A 23,085-nucleotide genomic window follows, 5' to 3' on the forward strand; every position below is an offset into this window, starting at 1 on the left:
TTGCGTCTTTCGCTAACCTGACAATATTGGATGCTCAACCAAACAATTGAACGGACCACACGATGAGCTTCACTCCTCCCAAGGTATTGGTGCTGACCGGCGGGATCGGCAGCGGCAAGTCGACCTTCGCGCGGGCCTTTGAAGCGCTCGGCGTGCCCTGCCTCGACGCCGATGCGCTGGCGCGCACCGTGCACCAGGATCCGGCGCATCCGGCCACCGTGCAAATCGGCCGCGCCTTTCCGCAAGCGATGGCGCCCGATGGCAGCCTGGCGCGCGGCACCCTGCGCAGCGTGTTCGCGCTCAACCCGGCCGCCAACGAGGAATTGAAGCGCATCCTGCGCCCGGCCGTGCTGGCGCTGGCCGACGACTGGACGCGCAGGCAGCAGTCGCCTTACGTGGTGTGGGAATCGGCGCTGGCGATGGACCAGGCGCTACCCGCGACGCGGGTGCTGGTGGTCGATACGTCCGACCGCAACCGGGCGGCGCGCATCGCCCTGCGCAATCCCGACTGGACGCGCGGGCAGGTGGCCAGCATCATCGCCATGCAGCTGCCCCGTGCCGATTACCTGGCACGTGCCGACGACGTGGTGCAGAACGACGGCACGCTCGACGAGGTGCGTGCACTGGCCTTGCAACTGCATCATCGATACACCGACTTGTGGAGCTGAACCTTGAAAAAAATCGCATTCTCCGGCACGCTCGACCCGATCACCAACGGCCATTTGTGGGTAATCGGCGAAGCGCGCGAACTGGCCGACGAAGTCGTTGTGCTGATTTCAGAAAACCCGTTCAAGAAGCCGCAATTCCATGCCGCCTCGCGCAAGGACATCGTCGAACGCAGCGTGGCCGCGCAAGGCTGGACCAATGTCAGCGTGGTGCTCGTACGGGGAGACTACACGGCGCGCGCGGCCAAGCGGCTGGGCATCGACTTCCTGATCCGCGGCATCCGCAACACCTCCGACTTCGATTACGAGAACCTGATCCAGCAAGCCAATGTCGACGTGCTGCACGGTGCGAAAACGCTGTTCGTGATGCCGCCGCGCGATCTGGGCTCGGTCAGTTCGAGTTTCGTGCGCGGCTTGCAGGGACCGGTCGGCTGGCACTGGACCACGCGCCAGTTCATGCCAGCGCCGGCCTACGCCGCGTGGATCCTGGACTGGCTGCGCAAGGACTGGGACAGCCTGTGGCAGGCCGACGACGCCAACGCGGCGGCCTGGTTCGCGCGGCTCACCAGCGAGAGCGCCTACGGCTCCGGCGCGCGCCCGTATCACAACCTCGATCATCTGGTGCACGGGCTGACCGAAATCACCGTGTGGGCGGCCAATGCCGGCGCCAGCGCGGCGCAGATGGCGACGCTCAAAAAAGCCTTCTGGTTCCACGACGCGGTGTATGGCGGCGGCATGGGGACGGGATCGAACGAAGAACAGAGCGCGCAGCTGTGGCTTGCCTCAAGCCTCGACAGCGGCGCGGTGGCGATTGAGGTGGCCAGCCTGATTCGCGCTACCGAACATCTGGCGCCGGTGACGGCGCGGCATGCGCTGCAGGATGTGATGCAGGGCGTGGACCTGGCGATCCTGGGCCAGGCTGCGGATGTCTACGACGGCTACGCGCGCTCGGTGCGGGCCGAGTACCAGCATGTCGAGGAAACCGACTACCTGGCCGGGCGCGAACGCATCCTGGCGCATTTTCATGCGCAGGCAAGAGCGGGCACGCTGTATCCGAATGGGTATTTCGCGGACCTGTACAACGAGCGCGCGCGCGAGAACCTGGCACGCGAACTGGAAACGCTGCGCGAGCGCCAGTCGTTCTCGGGCGAGTGCCCATGATGGAACGCTATGTGTGACAGCACCCGTTTGAAAATGGGCGTGCTCGCACTCCGCGCCGTTTCCGGCTCACATCAGCCGCAAATGACACAACGCACGTGCTCAAGCTATCTGCAAATGAGCTTGCAATCGACAGCACTGGCCCGCATTCCATGATGTGTGCTCGCACTAAATACAAACAGCAAAGGGCAGTGAATTTGCCCCGTTTTGATCCAGATCTGTCAGTGATAATGTCTCAAATATGCAGAACCAACCCTTGTGATACGCAAAAATCGCCTCAATGGCAACGCCTCGCATAGGTACACCTGTACGCTACAATCGTCTCCACGGAACGTCCGGCCGGCCACGAGCGGTCGTTCCACATCCTCAACCAGGCCCGCGTCGTTTAATCTTTGAAAATTTTCAGTAACGCCACTGCCGGGGATGTCGATCCGATCCTGCGGTTTGTTTGAGCCGCTTCGAGGACTTCAACAAGTTCATCGTATTTGTCAGCTTGCCTGTCGTTCAAGTTGGTCATATTCATGCTCCAGCGCGGAAACGTACGGAAGTTTGCTGGCTCGTTGTAAAGTATCCGGGAATTCTTGTGCCGGGGATCAAGTTCGATTTTTTTATAGAGCTTATCGAGCGTCGATGCCGGACCTTCCAATACTTGCAAGAACCAACCGCCGTTGTAAAACAAACTGCCGGTGACGTCGAGTGGTCCGTTGTTTTTCTTTGCCGTTTCTTGGATCGCGGCAAGATCTTCCGGAGACATCTTACGTACTGCCTGACTTATGTATACAAGTTGATTAATCAACATTTCATCATCCTTTTGGTTGCCGGGAAATTGGTCGGTTCGGACAGATAGTGAATGAATAGTTTGACCCTGCACGACCTCTGTTCAACAAGTGCTTGCGTAAGCCATATTACGCTCATCCACCGCAGGAGTCGGCGTCGATTGAATTTACTCTGCGCAATCGCCCAATTTTCGACGGACCGGGTCAAGCAGACGCGCGGTCTGGCATTGACGGCATTTTTTGCATGCAGCCCTCAACGCTGCATGCGGTATCGGCTGCGCTCCACCGTCATCCCACACAATGTCGACCACGCCACGCGCCCTGCGATTGCAAATCTCCTTCGGCGTCCGCTTTGGGGCAGCAGCCCCCTCGCGCAGGCGAAAAGGGGGATACCGATACCGGCCGTCATTTGCAGTTAGCGTGGCCGGCGGCCATGGAATGCGAGTCGGCGCGGTCGATTGCAAGCTCATTTGTAGATTGGGTGAGCACGGACCTGCCTTCGTTTGCAGTAAATTCGAACCGACATCGGCGTCGAATGCGAGCACGGTCGATCTGAAACGCCAGCTGCTACAGCTATGGCGCCGCAAGCACGGCCGTGGAATACGGCGCCAGCACGCGCCAGCCCAGGGAGAGATACAGCGCGCGTCCGGCCTCGGTCGCGACCAGCAGGCGCTCTGTGGTTCCGGCTTGTTCGGCCAGGGCGTCGAGCGCGATCATCAGTGCGCGGGCAAGGCCCTTTCTGCGATGGGACTCGACGGTTTCGATGCGGTCGAATACGGCAGTTCCTTTGTTCAGCACCACGCGCCCGATTGCCGCCGTCTGCCCTGCCGCGTCAAGCAGGCGGATCAGGGATGCCCCATTTTCCTCTTCCATGTTGGCCGTGTAGCCTGCTGGCGGTGCGGCCGATGCGGATATCGGCGTGGACCGGTACATGAGATAGTGGGGAGTTTCGATCGTCCAGCGGGCGGGAAGCGCGCGGCGCATATGATCGGGGTCGACCGGTGCCTTCAGATAGACGAAGGGCTCGTGAATGCGGGATGCACATTCTTGAAGCGCTTCACCTGCGTCCACAAAGACGTGACGGCGCCACTGCTCGGGCCAACCGACGTCCACTGCCAATCCTCCCCCGTGGTGTCTGGGAAGCGGCACTCTGCGGGCCAGGCTCCAGCCAGTCAGCCAGCGTTCAAGAAGGTTCAAATCAACGTTCATGAATTGCGTCTCCAACACGGTGATGAATGCAAGCCCTAACAAACGAACACGGGCCCGGCCATAAAAGCCGCAATGCGGTTTCTACAGACGGGCCCGTACCTGGATGCCAGACCTGGCACCAAGCAGTGCGGAGGATTATTCTTCCGCGACAGCTTTCTTGACAGCGGCTTTCTTCGCTGCCGGTTTCTTGGCAGCAGCCTTCTTGGCAGGCGCCTTCTTGGCCGCCGCTTTTTTGGCCGGTGCGGCTTTCTTCGCCGTGGCCGGTGCCGCCTCGTCGCCCTCGGGATCGGCTACCGCCGCAACCTTGCCCTTGGCCGGCGCCTTGGCCTTGCGCTCCTCGAACTCGAAGCTGATCTTGCCATCCTTGCCCTTGACCAGGAAAGCCTTGAACGGACGACGCGTACGCTGCGACACAAAGCCCGGCATCAGGTCGGTCTTGCCGTCGTTGAGCAGCTTGACCATTTGCTCAGGCAAAATTTCCTGCTGCAAGATGATGCGTCCGCTGCGGAAGTCGCAGGTTTTCGGTTTGGCCACGCTGTGCTCGCACACATACGCCAGGCCCATTTCGAACACGCCGGCGGCGCATTTCGGGCACGGTCCGAGCGCGCTCTGGCCGGTGAAGTCGACGCCTTCGCCATCTTCGCCGCCTTCATCGTTCTGGCCGAAATCGAACTCCAGCTTGCAATTCTTGATCTCTTCATCGCGCACGATGCGCAGAATCGCGGCAAACGGACGCCCCATCTTCGAGCGGAATCCCTGCATCGGACCAATCGTGCGTTTTTCCAGCAACTCTTCAACTTCGGCAATCTCGAACTGGCGGCTGCCAGGCGTCTTGCTCATGTTGAATTCGCATTTGGTGCAGGCGAAACGACGGTAGTTTTCCTTGACCACGCCGCCGCAGTTCGGACACGGCGTGTGCAAGGTCGCGTAATCGCCCGGAATCGTGTCGTTGTTGTATTCCTTGGCGCGCTTGACGATGATTTGCGTCATCTGGGCAATTTCACGCATGAACTCTTCGCGCGAAATCTTGCCCTTTTCCATTTGCGACAGCTTGTATTCCCATTCGCCCGTCAGTTCCGGCGCGGTCAGTTCGTTCACGCCGAGGCCGCGCAGCAAAGTCATCAGTTGCGATGCCTTGGCGGTCGGAATCAGCTCGCGTCCTTCGCGCAGCAGGTAGCGCTCGCCCAGCAAGCCTTCGATGATGGCCGCGCGCGTCGCTGGCGTGCCCAGGCCCTTGCCGGCCATGGCGTCGCGCAATTCATCGTCGTCGATCAGCTTGCCGGCGCCTTCCATGGCCGACAGCAAGGTCGCTTCCGAATAGCGCGCGGGCGGCTTGGTGACCAGGGCGTTCGGGCTGACTTTTTCGGTCTGCACTTTTTCGCCCTTGGCCACAGGCACCAGGTTGCCGCCGGTGTTGTCATCCTTGTCGCTGTCGGTCGACGCTTCCTTGCCGTAGATCGCCAGCCAGCCCGGATTGGTCATGACCTTGCCTTCAGTCTTGAACTGATGGCCGGACACTTCGGTAAAGCGGGTGGTGACCTGGAATTCCGCAGGCGGGAAGAACACGGCCATGAAGCGGCGCGTCACCAGGTCGTACAGCTTCTGTTCCGGCTCCGACAGATTCTTCGGCGCCAGGGTGGTCGGGATGATCGCGAAGTGATCCGAGATCTTGGTGTTATCGAAAATGCGCTTGTTCGGCTTGACCCAGCCCTTGTCGGTGATCTGCTTGGCGAACTGGTGGTAGTTATTGTTTTCCGCCAGGCTCACCATGGTGTCCTTGACGGTGTTCACGTAGTCTTCCGGCAGATGGCGCGAATCGGTACGCGGATAGGTCAATACCTTGTGCTTTTCATACAGCGCCTGGGCCAGGCCGAGCGTGTTCTTGGCCGAAAAGCCGAAACGGCCGTTGGCTTCGCGCTGCAGGCTGGTCAGGTCGAACAGGGCCGGCGCCATCGAGGTGGTCGGCTTCGACTCTTCCGTCACATTGCCCTGGCGGCCCTTGCAGGCCATGGCGATGCTGTCGGCCGCCGCCTTGCTCCACAGGCGCTCGGCACGCTTCTCAGGGTCGTTCTCGTCCTTCTTGAAGGCCTGGTCGAGCCAGCGCCCTTCGTACACGCCGGCGGCGCACACGAACTCGGCGCGCACTTCCCAGTAATCGCGCGAAACGAATTTCTTGATCTTGTCTTCGCGCTCGACCACGATCGACAGGGTCGGCGTTTGCACGCGGCCCACGGTGGTCAGGTAGAAGCCGCCTTCCTTGGAATTGAAGGCAGTCATGGCGCGGGTGCCGTTGATGCCGATCAGCCAGTCCGCTTCCGAACGGCAGCGCGCGGCGTCGGCCAGCGGCAGCATTTCTTCGTCGCTGCGCAGTTGCGTGAAGCCGTCGCGGATCGCGCCCGGCGTCATCGATTGCAGCCACAGGCGCTTGATCGGCTGCTTGGCCTTGGCGTTTTGCGCGATCAGGCGGAAAATCAGCTCGCCTTCGCGCCCGGCATCGCATGCGTTGATGAGCTGGGTGACATCCTTGCGCTTGATCAGCTTGTTCAAGACCTTGAGGCGGGCCTCGGTCTTGGCGATCGGGTTGAGCGCGAAATACGGGGGAATCATGGGCAGGTGGGCAAAGCTCCACTTGCCGCGCTTGACGTCGTGCTCTTCCGGCACCGCGATTTCCAGCAGGTGGCCGACGGCCGACGACAGGACGTATTCGTCCGATTCGAAGTACTCATCGTGCTTGGTGAAGCCGCCCAGCGTCTTGGCGATATCGTTCGCGACGGAGGGCTTCTCGGCGATGATGAGGGTTTTGGTCATAGGTTTTCTCGTCGTACTATATTAAGTGGTTGGGCTCGCGCATCATACATGCTTGGCCGCAGCAGGCGGCGTTTTGCCAACCCGATATCGAAATTGTAACAAGCCGATAGAGCGGCCAATGATAAGCGGGTTGTCGGGAAATCCGCAAGTAGCCACTGCATGCCAAAGGCCACAATCGTGGCGCGAGTGGGGCAAAACCGTTGCGTGGAAGGGAAAACGGGGACGCCGCCGGGCTCACGCGGGCGGCGCGGGCCTGGCTCAATGCAGCAGGCGGGGAGCTTGCTCGTCGTCGGAGCCGAACAGGTCGTCGAACATCAGCGCGTCCGGTTCCTTGCCCTGGCTCCACAGCAGCATCAGCACGATGATCTTCAGCTTGCCCAGGCCCACCGGCGACTCTTCCAGCGCCAGCGCGCGCTCGATCACGATTTCGCGCTGCACAGGGCTGAGCACGCTCGCGCTTTCGAGGAACTGGATGAAGCCGACCGCGGCGCTGCCGAGGGCATCGTATTCTTGCTGCACGTAAAAACGGGTACCGCTGGAAGTGAACGACAGATTGGTTTCGTCGCCCGCCATTTCAGTCAGGTCGGTCAGCCACACGAGCGCTTCCGAAATTTCGACATCGTCGAAACCGACAGCGGATAGTTTACGCGCCAACGCAGCCGGCTCGGGGCAGGCATCGGGGCGGTAGTACGTCTCGTAAAGGTAGACCAGGATATCGAACATGGCTCTACTCTATCAGTTAAGTTCGCTAACATACAAGCCCCGCCCACGCGCCTCTTGCGCGCTTTCTTACCGCTTTACACGCTGGAACAATCCCCCCGGCAATCGTTCGACATGGCCGGCAAGTTCCAGCGCCAGCAGCTGGCCAGCCAGCACACCCGGCTCGCTTCCGGCCAGCACGGCCAGCGCATCGGCGCCGACCGGTTCGTACGCCAGCGCGTCGAGCAGCGCCAGCTGGCCGGCGTCGCAGCCGCCGCATTCGGGCACCGCCATGGCCACGCTGGCCAGGGGCGCCACCTGCAGGGGAATCAGGATGTCGTCGACGCAATCGACCAGGGTGGCGCCGTCGCGGATCAGGCTATGGCAGCCCTTGGACAGCGGCGCATGGATCGATCCGGGAATGGCAAACACATCGCGCCCCTGATCGGCGGCAAGCTTGGCGGTGATCAGCGAACCCGAGCCAGCGGCTGCCTCGACCACCAGCACGGCGCAGCACAGGCCGCTGATCAGGCGGTTGCGGCGCGGGAAGTTGCCGGGCGAAGGGCCGGTGCCGAGTGGGTACTCACTGACCATGCAACCCTCTTCGGCGATCCGTCTGGCCAGGGCTTCGTTGCGGCGCGGATAGATGCGGTCGGCGCCGGTGCCGGTCACGGCCACGGTCGAGCCGCGGCCGCGCAAGCCGCCGTCGTGCGCGGCGGCATCGATGCCCAGCGCCAGCCCGGAGACGACGGTCAGGCCGGCGGCGCTGAGCGCAGCGGCGAAAGCGCGCGCATTGGCCACGCCCTGCCCGGTCGCATTGCGGCTGCCGACCACGGCCACGGCCGGGGCCGACAGCAGCGCAATCCTGCCGGCGGCATACAGCAGCAGGGGCGGCATGGCCAGTTGGCGCAGCAGCGGCGGAAAAGCGGCGTGGTCGGGAGTGAGAAGAGTGTGACCAGGCTGGGCCAGCCAGTCGTGCACGCTATCGAGGTAGGCGGCGCAGGCGTCCGGCATGGACCCGCACAGGGCGCGCGCAACGCTGTCGGAGACGAACTCGCGCAAGGCAAGGTGGGAAGCGGAAAAGATGGACTGCGGGGTGCCGAAGCGGGACAGCAGGTGGTGCGCCGTCGCGGACCCCACGCCCGGGGTTTGCTCCAGGCGTACCCAGGCAGCCAGGCGTGCGGCCTGGCTGGCGGGGTTGGCGGGGTCCGTGTCTTGCACGGCGGTTTTACTCCGGTGATCTGGCCACGTCGCCGATTTCAACCGGCTCGGTTACCTGCATGATCAAGCCGTACGACACGCGCTTGAACGTGCGGAAAATGAACAGCGTGCCCGATTGTTCGTCCGGCAGCTTGATCATCGTTTTCTTGGTGCCCAGGATGCCGCGTTTCGGCGCACCCGGATCGGCCACCACTTTGCCGATATTGTACAGTTGGAGCACGGTGCCGACATCGACCCCGTCAAGCGTACCGCGGTTAATGCTGACCACCTGGTTCTGGCCGGCATGGGTCACGCCCGAATACACGCCCATGATGCGCGCGTCGACCTTTTGATCGGGCGGATGCGGCATGTAGTTGCGCATGACGGTAGGCGGCGCCGGAATCAGCAGGTCGCCCACGCCGATTTCCTGCTTGGACGTGGCCACCACGAAGGTGTGCGCGTCGACGCCCGGCTTGGCTTCGGCAAACAGCTTGGCCGTGCCCAGGTACACCGCTTCATAGGCGACCAGCTTGCCGGTTTCCGGATCCTTGAGCGGGGTGCCCGGACGGAACACCTGGAACGAGCTGCCACCCTTGAGGTTGCCGCGGACGTAGATCTTGTCGTCCTTGCCGAGATAAACGTGGCCTTCCTGGGCGGCCGCGATGCGCGGCGAGCCTTTCAGCTCGTCGGCGTCGACGATCAGCGGCTGCGACAGGAACGGTTCGATCACGCCCGACGGAATGGCCTGGATCGCATCCTTGCCCAAGCCTTCGGTACGCACCTGCGGCGACAGGCGCAGCACGCCATTGGCGCTGCCGGAGCCATCGCCGCTACCCGGACGGGTCAGCGACAAGCGGTTGTTCTTGCGGTCGAAGTAGATCACCTGCCCCGGATAAATCCAGTGCGGATTGCGGATCTCTTCCTTGTTCAGTCCCCATACCTGGGGCCAGCACCATGGGTGCTGCAGAAACTTGCCGGAAATATCCCACAAGGTATCACCCTTGACCACCAGATGCTGGTCAGGGGCATTGGGCCGGAATTCGCAGGTGGCCGCTTGGGTCGGGGCTGCGAGCAGTCCCGCAAAAAGCGCCACAACCGCTACGCGGACGCCGACTGTGCTAAAATTTTTCATTGAGATGTCCGTAAAGTGCGGCATTAACACGGAATTGCTAGCTGGACACGTCACCTTGCCAGCCACAGCGCAAGAGACAGCGCGATTTAACGCTACCCTATCGACGATATCGATGATAAGGCTTGCCGAACTGGATCAAATTCTGCACATAAATCCTTGAACTAGCAAGAAAAACCATACTCAACCCGGTTGCGGGTCTGTTGTGTTTTTGTTGTGTTTTAGAATCTTATGCGTATGAGGACTTGAAATTATCACCGAATTGTTATCGAAATTACTAGACCTATGGCAATACTGAATATTCTCCGCTACCCGGACGCACGTCTTCACAAGGTGGCCAAGCCGGTCACCGAATTCGGCGAGCGCCTTACCAGGCTGGTGGCCGACATGGCCGAGACCATGTACGACGCGCCCGGCGTGGGCCTGGCTGCGAGCCAGGTTGATGTGCATGAACAACTGATCATCGTCGACACGTCCGAGACCAAGGACGATCTGCGCGTGTTCATCAACCCGAAAATCTTTTGGGCAAGTGCTGAGAAGCAAGTCTACGATGAAGGCTGCCTGTCGGTACCGGGCATTTACGACGGTGTGGAGCGCCCTGCGCAGATCAAGGTGAGCGCGCTCGATGCCGAGGGCAAGCCGTTCGAGCTGAGCGCGGATGGCTTGATGGCCGTGTGCATCCAGCATGAAATGGACCATTTGATGGGCAAGGTGTTCGTGGAATACCTGTCGCCGCTCAAGCGCAACCGGATCAAGGCGAAGATGCTCAAGGAAGAGCGCGGAATGGAACGCGAAGCGGCGCTGCGGGCATCGGGTCGCCGCCACTGATCGCAGGCTGCCGGCAGGTAGGTTTGTACGCAGGTGACAGACCGTTAGTCATCCGCCGTCGCCCGTGCCCGTTGGAACCGTAGAACCATACGACCGTAGAACCGTAGAACCGTAGAGCCGTAGAGCCGTCGTTCCCGTGAAGGCGGGAACGACGGTTTTTAGCGTTGCTGCCGGGTTTTAACGTCGCTGTCGATTTTAGCGTTGCTGCCGGTTTTAACGTCGCTGTCGATTTTAGCGTTGCTGCCGGTTTTAACGTTGCTGCCGGTTTTAACGTCGCCGCCAATTTTTAGTGTTGCTCTCGACATACAGTCCACCTGTACTTTGAACTGTTTTAACCCAGGAATCCCATGAAAATCATCTTTGCCGGCACACCGGAGTTTGCCGCCGTCGCCCTCCAGGCCCTCCATGCTGCCGGCTTCGAGATTCCACTCGTCCTGACCCAGCCCGACCGTCCCGCCGGCCGCGGCATGCAGCTGCACGCCTCCGCCGTCAAGCAATTCGCCCTGGCCCACGACATCGAAGTCCTGCAGCCGCTCTCCCTGCGCCTCGACAGCAAGGACCCCGAACGCGCCGCCCAGGCCGCCGCCGCCCACGCGCGCCTGCTGGCCACCGACTACGACGTGATGGTGGTCGCCGCCTACGGCCTGATCCTGCCGCGCAGCACCCTCGACATCAAGCCCTGCATCAACATCCACGGCTCCCTGCTGCCACGCTGGCGCGGCGCCGCGCCGATCCACCGCGCCATCGAAACGGGCGACCTGGAGACCGGCGTGACCATCATGGAAATGGAAGAAGGCCTCGACACCGGCCCCATGCTGATGATGGAACGGGTGCCGATCGCCCCCACCGACACCACCGGAACCCTGCACGACACCCTGGCCGCCCTGGGCGCGCGCATGATCGTCGACGCCCTGCGCGCGCGCGCGGCCGGGACCCTGCACCCGGTGCCCCAGCCCGAGGCGGGCGTGACCTACGCGGCCAAGATCAGCAAGGAAGAAGCGGCGCTCGACTTTTCCCTCTCCTCGGCCGAACTGGGCCGCAAGATCCGCGCCTTCAACCCCTTCCCCGGCGCCCACGCCGAGGTCAACGGCGTGGTCATCAAGATCTGGGGCGCCGAGGCGCTGCAAGCCGGCAGCGACGCCGCCCCCGGCCAGGTGCTGGCCGCCGATGCCCAGCACGGTATCGTCATCGCCTGCAAACAAGGCACCCTGCGCCTGACGGAACTGCAAAAACCCGGCGGCAAGCGTCTGCCTGCGGCCGAGTTTCTCAAGGGCTTCCCTCTGGAAGGGCTCAGCCTCGACTGAGCCCTGCCGCCAGCTTACTGAGCCGCGTCGCGCTCGGCCTGCTGCGCTTCCATATGTTCACGCAGGATCTGGTTGATGCGGGTCTGGTAGCCCGGACCCGCAGCCTTGAACCATTTCAGCATGTCGACGTCGAGGCGGATCGTGACGATCTGCTTGAGCGGTGCGGCAACTGGCGGGCGCTGCACGGTGCTGGTGTCACCCTGCTGCGTGGATACTGGCTCGGACCAGCTGGTTGTTTGAAAATCATCGTTCATTTTTGTATTCCCCGTAAAGACGCACTGCGGCGTCATCGGAGCGATTGTCGTTTGCCCATGTAACGTAAAGATTGCAGAGACGCTACATTTTGTATCAACTTGTTTCAGGCACCTGTTTAAATACAAAACGATACAAAGCAAACTGACCATTAAGCCTCCGGAAAACCAAAAGGGCACGATGACGTATAATTTTAGACCCGGTCCCGGCCGGCTCCTGACCCGCCCAACGAAAGCACAACCATGACTACCGCCCATTCCGCCATGTCCAAGACTGAAACCCGGCTGCGCGACATCCTGTCGCGCCGGATCATGATCCTCGATGGCGCGATGGGCACCATCATCCAGCAGTACAAGCTCGATGAAACGGCCTACCGCGGCGGCCCCGATGGGCGCTTCGCCAGCTTCGCCGCCCCGGCCGGCAGCGGCGCGCGCGAACTGTTCGTCAAGGGCAACAACGAGTTGCTGACCCTGACCCAGCCGCACATCATCCAGGAAATCCACGAACGCTACCTGGCCGCCGGCGCCGACCTGATCGAAACGAACACCTTCGGCGCCACCACCATCGCCCAGGACGACTATCACATGGGCCACCTGGCCTACGAGATGAACGTGGCCGCCGCCAGGCTGGCGCGCGCCGCCTGCGACAAGTACAGCACCCCGGACAAGCCGCGTTTCGTGGCCGGCGCGCTCGGACCGACCCCGAAAACGGCCTCGATCTCGCCCGACGTGAACGACCCGGCCGCGCGCAACGTGACCTTCGACCAGCTGGTCGCGGCCTACCACCAGCAGGTGGGCGGCCTGGTCGAAGGCGGCTCCGACGTGCTGCTGGTCGAAACCATCTTCGATACCTTGAACTGCAAGGCGGCGCTGTTCGCGATCGACCTGTATTTCACCGAACACCCGGCCATGGAACGCTTGCCGATCATGATTTCCGGGACCGTCACCGACGCCTCGGGCCGCATCTTGTCGGGCCAGACCGTGCCCGCCTTCTGGAACTCGGTGCGCCACGCCAAACCGCTGACGATTGGCCTGAACTGCGCGCTGGGCGCGGCCCTGATGCGCCCCTACGCCGAGGAACTGTCGCAAATCGCCGACACCTTTGTCTGCATCTACCCGAACGCCGGCCTGCCCAACCCGATGAGCGACACGGGCTTCGACGAACTGCCGGCCGACACCTCCTCGCTGCTGCGCGAATTTGCCGACAGCGGCTTTATCAACATCGCCGGCGGCTGCTGCGGCACCACGCCCGACCACATCAAGGCGATTGCCGACATGCTGGCCACCACCAAGCCGCGCGCGATCCCGCAGATCCCGGTGGCGCAGCGCCTGTCGGGCCTCGAACCCTTCACCATCGACGGCGACTCTCTTTTTGTGAACGTCGGCGAGCGCACCAACGTGACCGGTTCCAAGGCGTTTGCGCGCATGATTCTCAATGAGCAGTACGACGAAGCGCTGTCGGTGGCGCGCCAGCAGGTGGAAAACGGCGCCCAGGTCATCGACATCAACATGGACGAGGCGATGCTCGACTCCAAGGCGGCGATGGAACGCTTCCTGAACCTGATCGCCTCCGAGCCGGACATTTCGCGCGTGCCGATCATGATCGACTCGTCCAAGTGGTCGGTGATTGAAGCGGGCCTCAAATGCGTGCAGGGCAAGGCCATCGTCAATTCCATCTCGATGAAGGAAGGCGAGGAAGAATTCATCCGCCAGGCGCGCCTGTGCCGCCGCTACGGCGCCGCCGTGATCGTGATGGCCTTCGACGAACAGGGCCAGGCCGACACCTTCGCGCGCAAGACGGAAATCTGCGCGCGCGCCTACAAGGTGCTGACCGAGCAGGTGGGCTTTCCGCCGGAAGACATCATCTTCGACCCGAACATCTTCGCGATTGCCACCGGCATCGAGGAACACAATAACTACGCGGTCGACTTCATCAACGCCACGCGCTGGATCAAGGACAACCTGCCGCACGCGAGCATCTCGGGCGGCGTCTCGAACGTGTCGTTCAGCTTCCGCGGCAACGACCCGGCGCGCGAAGCGATCCACACCGTGTTCCTGTACCACGCCATCAAGGCCGGCATGACCATGGGGATCGTCAACGCCGGCATGATGGGCGTGTACGACGACATCGCGCCCGAATTGCGCGAGCGCGTCGAAGACGTGGTCCTGAACCGCCGCGACGACGCCACCGAACGCATGATCGAGATCGCCGGCACCCTGAAAGCCGGCGACAAGCAGGATGTGCAGACGCTGGCCTGGCGCGAAGGCACGGTGCAGCAGCGTCTCTCGCACGCGCTGGTGCACGGCATCACCCAGTGGATCGTGGAAGACACCGAGGAAGCGCGCCAGGAACTGCTGCACAACGGCGGGCGCCCGATCCACGTGATCGAAGGTCCGCTGATGGATGGCATGAACGTGGTCGGCGACCTGTTCGGACAAGGGAAAATGTTCTTGCCGCAGGTGGTCAAATCGGCGCGCGTGATGAAGCAGGCCGTGGCCCACCTGATTCCCTTCATCGAAGAAGAAAAACTGCTGGAAGAAAAACGCACTGGCATCGTCGCCAAACCGAAGGGCAAGATCGTCATCGCCACCGTCAAGGGCGACGTCCACGACATCGGCAAGAACATCGTCTCGGTGGTCCTGCAGTGTAATAACTTCGAGGTCGTGAACATGGGCGTGATGGTGCCCTGCTCCGAAATCCTGGCGCGCGCCAAGGTCGAAAACGCCGACATCATCGGCCTGTCGGGCCTGATCACGCCCTCGTTGGAAGAGATGGCGCACGTGGCCAAGGAAATGCAGCGCGACCCGCACTTCCGCATGCTCAAGATCCCGCTGCTGATCGGCGGCGCCACCACCAGCCGCGCCCACACGGCGGTGAAGATCGCCCACAACTACGATGGCCCGGTGGTGTACGTGCCGGACGCATCGCGTTCGGTATCGGTGGCGCAGTCGCTGCTCACGCCGGAAAGCCGCGACCAGTACATCGACGACATCGCCCAGGATTATGTGCGCATCCGCGAGCAGCACGCCAACAAGAAGGCGCTGCCGATCTTGTCGCTGGCCGCTGCGCGCGCCAACAAGATGGCGCTGGCGTTCGAGCCGGTGCGGCCGAAATTCATCGGCCGGCGCGAATTCAAGAACGTCGACCTGGGCACGCTGGCCAGGTATATCGACTGGGGTCCGTTCTTCCAGACCTGGGACCTGGCCGGCCCCTTCCCCGCGATCCTGACCGACGAGGTGGTCGGCGAAGCGGCGTCGAAGGTGTTCGAGGAAGGCCAGGCGCTGCTCAAGAAAATCATCGAAGGGCGCTGGCTGACCGCCAATGGCGTCATTTCCCTGCTGCCGGCCAATAGCGTCAACGACGACGATATCGAGGTCTATACCGACGAGACGCGCGCCACCGTGGCATTCACGTATTACGGCTTGCGCCAGCAGGGCGTCAAGCCGCTGGTCGATGGCGTGCAGCGGCCGAACCAGTGCCTGGCCGATTTTATCGCGCCGAAAGCATCGGGCATCAAGGATTATATCGGCATGTTCGCGGTGACCAGCGGGCTGGGAATTGAAAAATACGAGAAGCGCTTTGAAGATGCGCACGACGATTATTCGTCGATCATGCTCAAGTCGCTGGCCGACCGCCTGGCCGAAGCGTTCGCCGAATATATGCACGAGCGCGTGCGCACCGATTTGTGGGGGTATGCGGCGGGCGAGAATCTGTCGAATGAAGACATGATCGGCGAGCGTTACGCGGGTATTCGTCCGGCGCCGGGTTATCCGGCCTGTCCGGAGCATACGGTGAAAGCCGATATGTTCAAGGTATTGCAGGCGCAGGAAATCGGCATGGAACTGACCGAGTCGTTCGCCATGTTCCCGGGCGCGGCGGTGTCGGGATTCTATTTCGCCCATCCGGAAGCGAAGTATTTCGTGGTCGGAAAGATCGGCGAAGACCAGTTGAACGACATGACGGCGCGCCGTGGTGTGCCGAAAGAAGACCTGGAACGCTGGCTGGCGCCGAATCTGTCGTAGGACGCGGCGCTTCCACTGTCGTTCCTGCCATTGGCAGAAACGGCTTTCTGCCAATGGCAGGAACGACGTCCGGTTTGAACTTTCCCCCGCTTTTCCTGCCTAACTCCCTGTACGCCAGGGAGTATCGGCGCATCTCCCTGGTCATGCTTTTCCGCGCCGGACATCGCGTTCAGGAGGTAATATGGAAACCCAACGCCCCGCCAGGCGGTGGCAGGATCAGGCGATCCTGCTGCTCGGACTCTGGCTGTTCATCTCACCCTGGGTGCTGGCCTACCCAGCCAACACTCCGCAGGCCATGAATGCCTGGATCGCGGGCGCAGTCATCGCCGTGCTCGCCGCGTTCGACCTGGTCAAAACCTACGTCTGGGCCGTCGTCGTCAACCTGCTGGCGGGTGTGTGGGTGGCCGTCTCGCCGTGGATTCCGGCCGTGGCCGACCGCGGCCCCATGATGAACAATAGCCTCATCGTGGGCATCGCCGTCATCGTCCTGGCCTTGTGGGAGTTGCGCAGCGATCCGGACCTGCACAAGCAATGGGCGGGCGGCGCATAGCCGGTGCCACGGACGGGGCCAGCGGCAAGCCGGCGGCCCCGCCCGCACTCAAATGGCGAAACGCACCACCTTGTCGCTCCACTCGAAGGCGGCTACTTCCAGCTCGATCAGTTCTTCGCTGGAAATAGCCAGTTCGCGCAATGCGGGCAGCACCTGGTCGTCGCATTCTTCCATGCGCTCGATGCACTCGGCAAGGTGCAGCAAGTCGCCGAAGAAGCCGGTGCGCTGCAGCAGCGCGTGCGCCACCTCGTCGATGACGGGAATCTGCTCGACGATGACCGTCATCGACATCCCGAACAGGGCATCCATCAGCGACATGATGCCGACCGTGAAGGCGATTTCGGCCACGTTGCGCTGCCCCGGGCGCAAGCGCTGCGCCAGCAGTTCGAGCAGGCGGCCGCGCGTGGTGGCCAGCAGCAGCAGCGGCGACATGCTGCTGCCCCGGCGCGTGGGTTCGGCGTACAGCATGATTTGCAGCCAGCGCTGCAACTGGCGGCGGCCGAGAATGGTGACCGCCTGGCTGATCGAATCGATGCGGTGGCGCATGCCGATCGCCGGCGTGTTGACCAGCCTCAGCAGGTTGAACGCCAGGGTCACATCGCGCTTGACGGCACGTTCGATCTCGATATTGTCGGCATCCGAGGTTACCAGACTCATCAGTTCGAGCACCGTCAGCTGCGACGGCGACAGCTTGCGCCCGCTGATCACCGCCGGCCGGGCGAAATAGTAGCCCTGGAAATAGTCGAAGCCCAGCCCGAGGCAGGCATCGAATTCCTCGCGGGTTTCGACCTTTTCCGCGATCAGTTTCTTGTGCTGGCGCTTGAAGCGTGGCGCAAGCTGCGTCAGCGAGGCGAGCGGCATGGCGCGCACGTCGAGCTTGACGTATTCGACCATCGGCAACAGCAGTTGGACATCGGGGGCGTCGACGCGTACGTCGTCGAGCGCAAAGTGGAAGCCATGTGCGCTCAGGTCGGCAATGCGGTCGAGCACGGATTTGGTGACCACCATGCTGTCGACGAGTTCCAGCACCACCCGTTCGCGCGGCAGGAACACGAAAATGTCGCTCATCAGCACTTCGGCGTCCACATTCAGGAAGCCGAGCGCATCACCGATGACTTTTTCCAGCCCCAGCTGGGCGGTGTGGGCAATCACCGTGGCGGTGGCGGCGACATCGCTGTCGATCTCCGCCACGTCACCCGGAGCGTTGCGAAAAAGCATTTCGTAACCGTACAGCCCTTGCTGACGGTCGAGGATAGGCTGGCGCCCCAGATAGAAATCCCGCACTGGCATCTGCTGCGCCATTAGGTCGGAGTCGTGGCTCATCTGTCCTGTAAATATGGATAATAACAGCCGGTAATGTAACCTAATTAATACCAGTGCGTGGAGGAAATACTTAGCGCTCTTGTATTGACATCCCGTCCACAAACACTTTGAATTCGCCGGGCGCGAAGGCGGTCCACTGTTCGTTGGTCGTCAACGGTTCGGTGACGATAATGGCTACCCGGTCTTGCGGTGTGGTGACTTGAGAAAAATCAACACTGACATCTTCGTCGGACAGGCTGGCCGTGACAAAGGGATGCTGGCGCACCACATAATGCAGCTTGGTCGAGCAATGCACGAACAGGGCCGAGCCGTCCGACAACATCAGATTAAAGGTCCCATGCACGGCAACGGCGGCCACCAGTTCCTTGAGCGCCGCGCGCAGCAAGGACAAGGCCGGCGGCGTGTCGCCGAAGCGCTTGCGCAATTCCTGCAGCAGGAAACAGAAGGCTTTTTCGCTGTCGGTGCTGCCGACCGGGCGATACGGCCCGTCCAGGGTCGGCGCAAACTCCTTGAGGTCGCCGTTGTGGGCAAACACCCAGTAGCGGCCCCACAGCTCGCGCACGAAGGGATGGCAGTTTTCCAGCGCAACATGGCCTTGGGTTGCCTTGCGGATATGGGCAATGACGTTTTTCGACTTGATGGGATAGCGCTTGATCAGTTCGGCGACAGGCGACTCGACGGCAGCCTGGTGATCGACGAAATGGCGCACGCCGGCGCCCTCGAAAAAGGCGATGCCCCAGCCATCGTGGTGGGTATCGGTGCGGCCGCCGCGCATGGCGAAGCCGGTAAAGCTAAAAACAATGTCGGTAGGGACATTGCAGTTCATTCCGAGGAGTTGGCACATCACGCCAGAATACCATGTTCGGGTGCAAGCCTGAGGCTTGGCAAGCGCCTGCGGCGGCAGCGCGGCAAGCGGCAATCCGGCGTGCGCGCCGGTCCGGAGCGGGATGCGTTTTACACGGCGCTTTTTTTGCGGGCGCCTGGCTCACGCCTGGCTCAAGCCTTTGGCTTGGCCGGTGGAGGAAGGGATGCCTGACAGAACCCCTTTGGCTCGGGCGGTAGCAGGAAGCACGCCTGGCTGAAACGCCTTTGGCTCGGGCGGTAGCGGGAGGCACGCCTGGCTGAAACGCCTTTGGCTCGGGCGGTAGCGGGAGGCACGCCTGACTGAACCCTTTGGCTCGGCCGGTGGCGGGATGGGTGCGCATCGACGTGGCGCGAAGGAGTCGGAACGAGGCGCTACGCCATCGCATGGCCTCGTCCTGACATTCCCGCGCCAGACAGCCTGCCCCGCGCGGGAACGGGCTTTTGCCGGTAACAGCGCCGCGCTAGCGAGACCGCCAGCGACTGTCCCAGCACCAGCCGAATATTAGTGCAACAACACCGGTTGGCTCATCAGCGAGTCATACGAACCGAGGAAATCATCGATTTCTTCCATGGTGGGTTCGCTGGCGATCAGGTTGTTGACGTCGCGCCTGAATGATTGCGCAAGTTTGCCGCCGATAAATGCTTCACGGCGACCGGATTTGTCGACGATTTCATATCCGCCGAAGCGCAAGGCTTCGAGATTGTGATCGACGCCGAACTCGACCACGCTGTACTGTTCACTGTTGTAGATCATGTTCATGTTTGCTCCTTCACTCGATCAGACGTTCCACTGTGCTCATCAGGGCAGGTGGGGCTATGCGGACCGATTTCAAGTGTGCTGGTCCGCTGTCAGTTCCAACAGCTGATCGTATGGCGGGTCTTGCAGCCACGATCGCAACTGATCAAGGTGGTCCGTGGCGGCCAGCCCGATGAACAGTCGCTCGGGGCGCAGACGCAGGATCCGATTTAATGTTACACGCAAAACGAGATTACCGGTGCAGCACAGGCAGCCGGGCGCGATCCGCTGCACTTGCAGCGCGTGGGAGGGGGATAGCAGGGTCTGGCCGGACGGCAACCCTTCGAGCAGCACGGCGCACAGGCCGGCAGCCGGCGATGACGCCAGGCGCGCCGCGATGGCGGCCTCGCGCTGCGGCGCCGAGCCGCCCGTGACCAGGGTCAGGGCAGCCCTGCGCGCAGGCGCTGCGGTCATCCGTTCTTTTTAGCCAGTTTGCCCGGCTCGACGCCGAGTTGCTTGAGCTTGCGGTACAGGTGGGTGCGTTCGAGACCGGTTTTTTCAGCCACGCGGGTCATGCTGCCGCCCTCGCGCCCCAGATGATGCTCGAAATACATGCGTTCGAAGGCATCGCGCGCCTCGCGCAGCGGCAAGTCGAAACTCAGGTTGAAGCCATGCCCTTCCCCGTTCGGCATGCCGCCCATGCGCGGCGCGATGGCCGATTGCGGGGTTTGCGCCGAAAACATGGCCGAGGCCGTCATCGGGCTTTCCTCGGGCTGGGGCGCGAGCATCGGGCGCGGCGCGATCACCGGCGCGCGCACCACTTCCTGGGCCCGCGTGAGGCCCTGCTGCACCGCCTTGAGCAGCTTTTGCAGCGCAATCGGCTTTTCGAGGAAGTTGAGCGCCCCGATCCGGGTCGCCTCGACCGCCGTATCGATGGTCGCGTGCCCCGACATCATGATGACCGGCATGGTCAGCAAGCCGTCGCGCTGCCACTCCTTGAGCAGGGTGACGCCATCGGTATCGGGCATCCAGATATCCAGGAGTACCAGGTCCGGAGCCCCCGCCGCGCGCGCGTCACGGGCCTGCTGCGCGTTTTCAGCGAGCGTGATTGCATGGCCTTCGTCGCCCAAGATTTCCGAGAGTAACTCGCGGATGCCCATTTCATCATCAACTACGAGAATGTTTGCCATGTGTTTGCCTTCCTCTTTTTGCCCGCTCCAATGGCATGCAGCGCATACCGCTCACAGCCGCGATTTTATTCTTGATTCAACGCTTACGCCACAACGCTGGCCGGTGCTAACTTTAACAGTAAAATCAACACCGACGCGCCAGTTCCGTCACTGCGGTTCTGTATCTCGATCTTGCCGCCGTGTTCATCGACGATTTTCTTCACCATCGGCAGTCCCAGCCCGGTCCCGCGCACCTTCGACGTGACATACGGCTCGAACGCGCGCGACAGGATTTTAGGAGCGAATCCCGGTCCGTTATCGACAATCGACAGCCGCACCGCGGTGCCGGCCCCGTTCGCGCCCTGGTAATGAATCGCCTCGGTCGTGATATCGATGCGCGCCGGCGCCGCGTCGGGACCGCGCTCGCTCATCGCATCCTGGGCATTTTGCAGCAGATTGTGGATCACCTGGCGCAATTGGGTCGCATCGCCCATCACCGATGGCAAGCCGGCGGCAAGCTCAGCATGAATAATATCGCTTTCGTCGCCGGATAGGTACATATGCAGGATTTCGCCGACCAGGGCATTCAGGTCGAGCTTGTCGAGCACCGCCGGCGGCGCCTTGGCATAGTCGCGGAAGTCATCGACCATGCGCTTCATGGCATCGACCTGGTTGACGATGGTCGCCGTGCCCTTGTTGAGCAGGTCGCGGTCAACACCTTGCAGGCGCGATTCGAGCTTCATCTGCATGCGCTCGGCCGACAGCTGGATCGGCGTGAGCGGGTTTTTGATCTCGTGCGCCAGGCGCCGCGCCACCTCGCCCCAGGCCATCGAGCGCTGCGCCGAAATCACATCCGAAATATCGTCGAACACCACGATGTAGCCGCTGCCGGCGCCCACCGGCAGGCGCGAGCCGCGCGCCAGCAGGGTGATGTCATGGTCATCGCTGGTGCCGAGCCGGCGCGGGATTTCGATCTGCTGCTGCCAGTGGGTCTGCTTTCGCGGCGAGCCGGCCGCGCTCTGTGCGCTCTGGGTCGAAAACGCCTTGGCGATGGCGGCCCCGAACGCATCGAGCCCATCGATCGCGGCCAGCGCCATGCCCATGTGGCCGGCCACGTCGTGCTGCAGGATGCGCTCGACCGCCTCGTTGGAACTGACCAGGTGCGAGTCGGCGTCGAGCACGATCACCCCGGCCGACATATTGTCCAGCACCGACTCCAGGTGCGCCTTGGCGCTTTGCAGGGCGGCGCGGTTGCGCTCGACCGCGCTGCGCGCCTCGAACAGCTGGCCGGTCATGGTGTTGAACGATTGCGTCAGCGTGCCCAGTTCGTCGGAAGTGGCCACGATCGGGCGCGGCGACAGGTCGCCCTCGGCCACCGCGCGCGTGCCCTCGGCCAGCACCAGCAGCGGCTGCGCCAGTTTGCCGGCGATCACAAACGCGCTGGCGATCGCCCCGAAGATCGCCAGCAGCAGCGTCAATGTCAGTGTCTCGATATACATCTTGCGCAAGCCGGTGCGCGCCACGAAGCGCTCCTGGTACTCGCTGTAGGCGTTGCGCAGCACCTCGGCGTTGAGCGCCAGCTTGACCGGCACCGCCTGCACCAGCTGCAAAAAGCGCGGCGCCGCGCCGGGCGGCTCGGGAATGGCCAGCACCACGCGCAGGCGCAGGCTGGTGGCGCCATCGAGCGCATTGGCGCTGCCGCCGTGGATGCCGTTGACATCCTTGAAATCGCGCTCCACCCCGCCCTCGGCCACCGAATACCCGCCCGGCATCACCGCCTGCAGCAGCATGGCCGGCGTCGGCAAGTCGGCTTTCAGGTCGCGCCGCCCTTCGGCCGCGCTGGTGACCATGCGGCCATCCTGGCCCACGATGACGGCGCTGAGCATGCCCTCCTGCTCCTGCACCAGGCGCGTGAGGATATCGTGCGAGGCCACCACATCCTGGCCGGCGATGGTGGCCGCGCTGATCTCGCCGACCGCCCCCAGTTCGCTGCGCGCCTGGTCGAGCGCGGCCACGCCCAGGCTCACGCCCGACTCCAGCGCCGCCTCGATCTTCACGTTGAACCAGGACTCGATCGAATTGGACACGAACTGCACCGACACCAGGAAGATGACCAGGCCGGGCAGGATGCCGATGCCGGCGAACAGGATCACCAGGCGCGCCATCAGGCGCGAGCCGAACTTGCCGCTCTTGTAGCGCGAATACAGGCGCGCCAGCGCCACCACCACGAATATCAGCAGCGCCCCGGCCACCGCCGCGTTCAGGCCGAGCAGCCAGGTATAGTAACGGTCGAAGAAGCCGGAATTGTCGGACGCCGAGGCGAGCAGGAACAGCAGGATGCTGACGACGGCGGCGCCGACCATCACTGCATAGCGCAAGGCTTGATTCACCGC

At 62.5% G+C, this 23,085-nt stretch carries 20 protein-coding genes; 6 read left to right on the forward strand and 14 right to left on the reverse strand.

Annotated features, from left to right (window positions below; translation table 11 throughout):
• The first annotated feature begins 62 nt into the window (after positions 1-62).
• Both coaE and coaD read left to right on the forward strand, forming a co-directional pair.
• Entirely contained in the window at positions 63-668 is a 606-nt protein-coding gene (gene coaE / locus PO883_RS17630) for a dephospho-CoA kinase (protein ID WP_289310927.1), read from the forward strand.
• 3 nt (positions 669-671) lie between these two features.
• Positions 672-1,826, forward strand: coding sequence for a pantetheine-phosphate adenylyltransferase (gene coaD, locus PO883_RS17635; RefSeq protein WP_289310928.1), 1,155 nt, complete (start codon positions 672-674; stop codon positions 1,824-1,826).
• Between the two features lie 382 nt (positions 1,827-2,208).
• On the opposite strand, the gene PO883_RS17640 is transcribed toward coaD, so the two are convergent.
• The 6 genes from PO883_RS17640 to PO883_RS17665 all read right to left on the reverse strand — a co-directional run bounded on the left by PO883_RS17640 (position 2,209) and on the right by PO883_RS17665 (position 9,647).
• Entirely contained in the window at positions 2,209-2,622 is a 414-nt protein-coding gene (locus PO883_RS17640; protein ID WP_289310929.1) for a BLUF domain-containing protein, read from the reverse strand.
• Between the two features lie 550 nt (positions 2,623-3,172).
• A complete protein-coding gene (locus PO883_RS17645; RefSeq protein WP_289310930.1) occupies positions 3,173-3,808 on the reverse strand; it encodes a GNAT family N-acetyltransferase in 636 nt (211 codons plus the stop codon).
• Positions 3,809-3,943: 135 nt separating this feature from the next.
• Positions 3,944-6,616 carry a DNA topoisomerase III gene (locus tag PO883_RS17650; RefSeq protein ID WP_289310931.1) on the reverse strand — a complete coding sequence of 891 codons (2,673 nt, stop codon included), beginning with the start codon at positions 6,614-6,616 and terminating at the stop codon, positions 3,944-3,946.
• A 258-nt stretch (positions 6,617-6,874) separates the two neighbouring features.
• Positions 6,875-7,339, reverse strand: coding sequence for a DUF494 family protein (locus tag PO883_RS17655; RefSeq protein WP_099874256.1), 465 nt, complete (start codon positions 7,337-7,339; stop codon positions 6,875-6,877).
• A 66-nt stretch (positions 7,340-7,405) separates the two neighbouring features.
• Entirely contained in the window at positions 7,406-8,536 is a 1,131-nt protein-coding gene (gene dprA, locus PO883_RS17660) for a DNA-processing protein DprA (protein WP_289310932.1), read from the reverse strand.
• A gap of 7 nt (positions 8,537-8,543) precedes the next feature.
• Positions 8,544-9,647, reverse strand: coding sequence for a LysM peptidoglycan-binding domain-containing protein (locus tag PO883_RS17665; RefSeq protein ID WP_289310933.1), 1,104 nt, complete (start codon positions 9,645-9,647; stop codon positions 8,544-8,546).
• 282 nt (positions 9,648-9,929) lie between these two features.
• On the opposite strand from PO883_RS17665, the gene def reads away from it, so the two are divergent.
• Positions 9,930-10,472 carry a peptide deformylase gene (gene def, locus PO883_RS17670; RefSeq protein WP_289310934.1) on the forward strand — a complete coding sequence of 181 codons (543 nt, stop codon included), beginning with the start codon at positions 9,930-9,932 and terminating at the stop codon, positions 10,470-10,472.
• A gap of 158 nt (positions 10,473-10,630) precedes the next feature.
• On the opposite strand, the gene PO883_RS17675 is transcribed toward def, so the two are convergent.
• On the reverse strand, positions 10,631-10,777 hold the full coding sequence (locus tag PO883_RS17675) for a hypothetical protein (protein WP_289310935.1): 147 nt from the start codon (positions 10,775-10,777) through the stop codon (positions 10,631-10,633).
• 42 nt (positions 10,778-10,819) lie between these two features.
• Between PO883_RS17675 and fmt the strand changes: the two genes are divergently transcribed.
• A complete protein-coding gene (gene fmt / locus PO883_RS17680; RefSeq protein ID WP_289310936.1) occupies positions 10,820-11,776 on the forward strand; it encodes a methionyl-tRNA formyltransferase in 957 nt (318 codons plus the stop codon).
• Between the two features lie 14 nt (positions 11,777-11,790).
• On the opposite strand, the gene PO883_RS35145 is transcribed toward fmt, so the two are convergent.
• Positions 11,791-12,285 carry a BrnA antitoxin family protein gene (locus tag PO883_RS35145; protein WP_373890080.1) on the reverse strand — a complete coding sequence of 165 codons (495 nt, stop codon included), beginning with the start codon at positions 12,283-12,285 and terminating at the stop codon, positions 11,791-11,793.
• Positions 12,286-12,291: 6 nt separating this feature from the next.
• Between PO883_RS35145 and metH the strand changes: the two genes are divergently transcribed.
• Both metH and PO883_RS17695 read left to right on the forward strand, forming a co-directional pair.
• Positions 12,292-16,050, forward strand: a complete 3,759-nt coding sequence (gene metH, locus PO883_RS17690) for a methionine synthase (RefSeq protein WP_289310970.1) — start codon at positions 12,292-12,294, stop codon at positions 16,048-16,050.
• 181 nt (positions 16,051-16,231) lie between these two features.
• The gene (locus PO883_RS17695; protein ID WP_289310938.1) at positions 16,232-16,600 is read left to right on the forward strand and encodes an SPW repeat protein; all 369 of its coding nucleotides are present in this window, start codon (positions 16,232-16,234) and stop codon (positions 16,598-16,600) included.
• Positions 16,601-16,648: 48 nt separating this feature from the next.
• On the opposite strand, the gene PO883_RS17700 is transcribed toward PO883_RS17695, so the two are convergent.
• The 6 genes from PO883_RS17700 to PO883_RS17725 all read right to left on the reverse strand — a co-directional run bounded on the left by PO883_RS17700 (position 16,649) and on the right by PO883_RS17725 (position 23,082).
• Entirely contained in the window at positions 16,649-17,923 is a 1,275-nt protein-coding gene (locus PO883_RS17700) for an EAL and HDOD domain-containing protein (RefSeq protein ID WP_289310939.1), read from the reverse strand.
• A 70-nt stretch (positions 17,924-17,993) separates the two neighbouring features.
• Positions 17,994-18,767: a class II glutamine amidotransferase gene (locus PO883_RS17705; protein ID WP_289310940.1), complete on the reverse strand. Its 774-nt coding sequence runs from the start codon at positions 18,765-18,767 to the stop codon at positions 17,994-17,996.
• A gap of 522 nt (positions 18,768-19,289) precedes the next feature.
• Entirely contained in the window at positions 19,290-19,547 is a 258-nt protein-coding gene (locus tag PO883_RS17710; RefSeq protein WP_054266260.1) for a DUF3567 domain-containing protein, read from the reverse strand.
• A 69-nt stretch (positions 19,548-19,616) separates the two neighbouring features.
• Positions 19,617-19,997 carry a GTPase gene (locus PO883_RS17715; protein ID WP_289310941.1) on the reverse strand — a complete coding sequence of 127 codons (381 nt, stop codon included), beginning with the start codon at positions 19,995-19,997 and terminating at the stop codon, positions 19,617-19,619.
• Positions 19,994-20,713, reverse strand: coding sequence for a response regulator (locus tag PO883_RS17720; RefSeq protein ID WP_166870248.1), 720 nt, complete (start codon positions 20,711-20,713; stop codon positions 19,994-19,996). The genes PO883_RS17715 and PO883_RS17720 overlap by 4 nt, the downstream gene beginning before the upstream one ends.
• 83 nt (positions 20,714-20,796) lie before the next feature.
• Positions 20,797-23,082, reverse strand: coding sequence for an ATP-binding protein (locus PO883_RS17725; protein WP_289310942.1), 2,286 nt, complete (start codon positions 23,080-23,082; stop codon positions 20,797-20,799).
• Between the last annotated feature and the right edge of the window lie 3 nt (positions 23,083-23,085).

The organism is Massilia sp. DJPM01 (assembly GCF_030348125.1).
GTDB lineage: Bacteria > Pseudomonadota > Gammaproteobacteria > Burkholderiales > Burkholderiaceae_D > Telluria_A > Telluria_A frigida.

Bases quoted from the DNA above. Each gene is read 5' to 3' on its own strand.
- coaE (WP_289310927.1), top strand. From the start codon at position 63: ATGAGCTTCACTCCTCCCAAGGTATTGGTGCTGACCGGCGGGATCGGC.
- PO883_RS17640 (WP_289310929.1), bottom strand. From the start codon at position 2,622: ATGTTGATTAATCAACTTGTATACATAAGTCAGGCAGTACGTAAGATG.
- PO883_RS17645 (WP_289310930.1), bottom strand. From the start codon at position 3,808: ATGAACGTTGATTTGAACCTTCTTGAACGCTGGCTGACTGGCTGGAGC.
- PO883_RS17650 (WP_289310931.1), bottom strand. From the start codon at position 6,616: ATGACCAAAACCCTCATCATCGCCGAGAAGCCCTCCGTCGCGAACGAT.
- PO883_RS17655 (WP_099874256.1), bottom strand. From the start codon at position 7,339: ATGTTCGATATCCTGGTCTACCTTTACGAGACGTACTACCGCCCCGAT.
- PO883_RS17665 (WP_289310933.1), bottom strand. From the start codon at position 9,647: ATGAAAAATTTTAGCACAGTCGGCGTCCGCGTAGCGGTTGTGGCGCTT.
- def (WP_289310934.1), top strand. From the start codon at position 9,930: ATGGCAATACTGAATATTCTCCGCTACCCGGACGCACGTCTTCACAAG.
- PO883_RS17675 (WP_289310935.1), bottom strand. From the start codon at position 10,777: ATGTCGAGAGCAACACTAAAAATTGGCGGCGACGTTAAAACCGGCAGC.
- fmt (WP_289310936.1), top strand. From the start codon at position 10,820: ATGAAAATCATCTTTGCCGGCACACCGGAGTTTGCCGCCGTCGCCCTC.
- PO883_RS35145 (WP_373890080.1), bottom strand. From the start codon at position 12,285: ATGGGCGGTAGTCATGGTTGTGCTTTCGTTGGGCGGGTCAGGAGCCGG.
- metH (WP_289310970.1), top strand. From the start codon at position 12,292: ATGTCCAAGACTGAAACCCGGCTGCGCGACATCCTGTCGCGCCGGATC.
- PO883_RS17695 (WP_289310938.1), top strand. From the start codon at position 16,232: ATGGAAACCCAACGCCCCGCCAGGCGGTGGCAGGATCAGGCGATCCTG.
- PO883_RS17700 (WP_289310939.1), bottom strand. From the start codon at position 17,923: ATGAGCCACGACTCCGACCTAATGGCGCAGCAGATGCCAGTGCGGGAT.
- PO883_RS17705 (WP_289310940.1), bottom strand. From the start codon at position 18,767: ATGTGCCAACTCCTCGGAATGAACTGCAATGTCCCTACCGACATTGTT.
- PO883_RS17710 (WP_054266260.1), bottom strand. From the start codon at position 19,547: ATGAACATGATCTACAACAGTGAACAGTACAGCGTGGTCGAGTTCGGC.
- PO883_RS17715 (WP_289310941.1), bottom strand. From the start codon at position 19,997: ATGACCGCAGCGCCTGCGCGCAGGGCTGCCCTGACCCTGGTCACGGGC.
- PO883_RS17720 (WP_166870248.1), bottom strand. From the start codon at position 20,713: ATGGCAAACATTCTCGTAGTTGATGATGAAATGGGCATCCGCGAGTTA.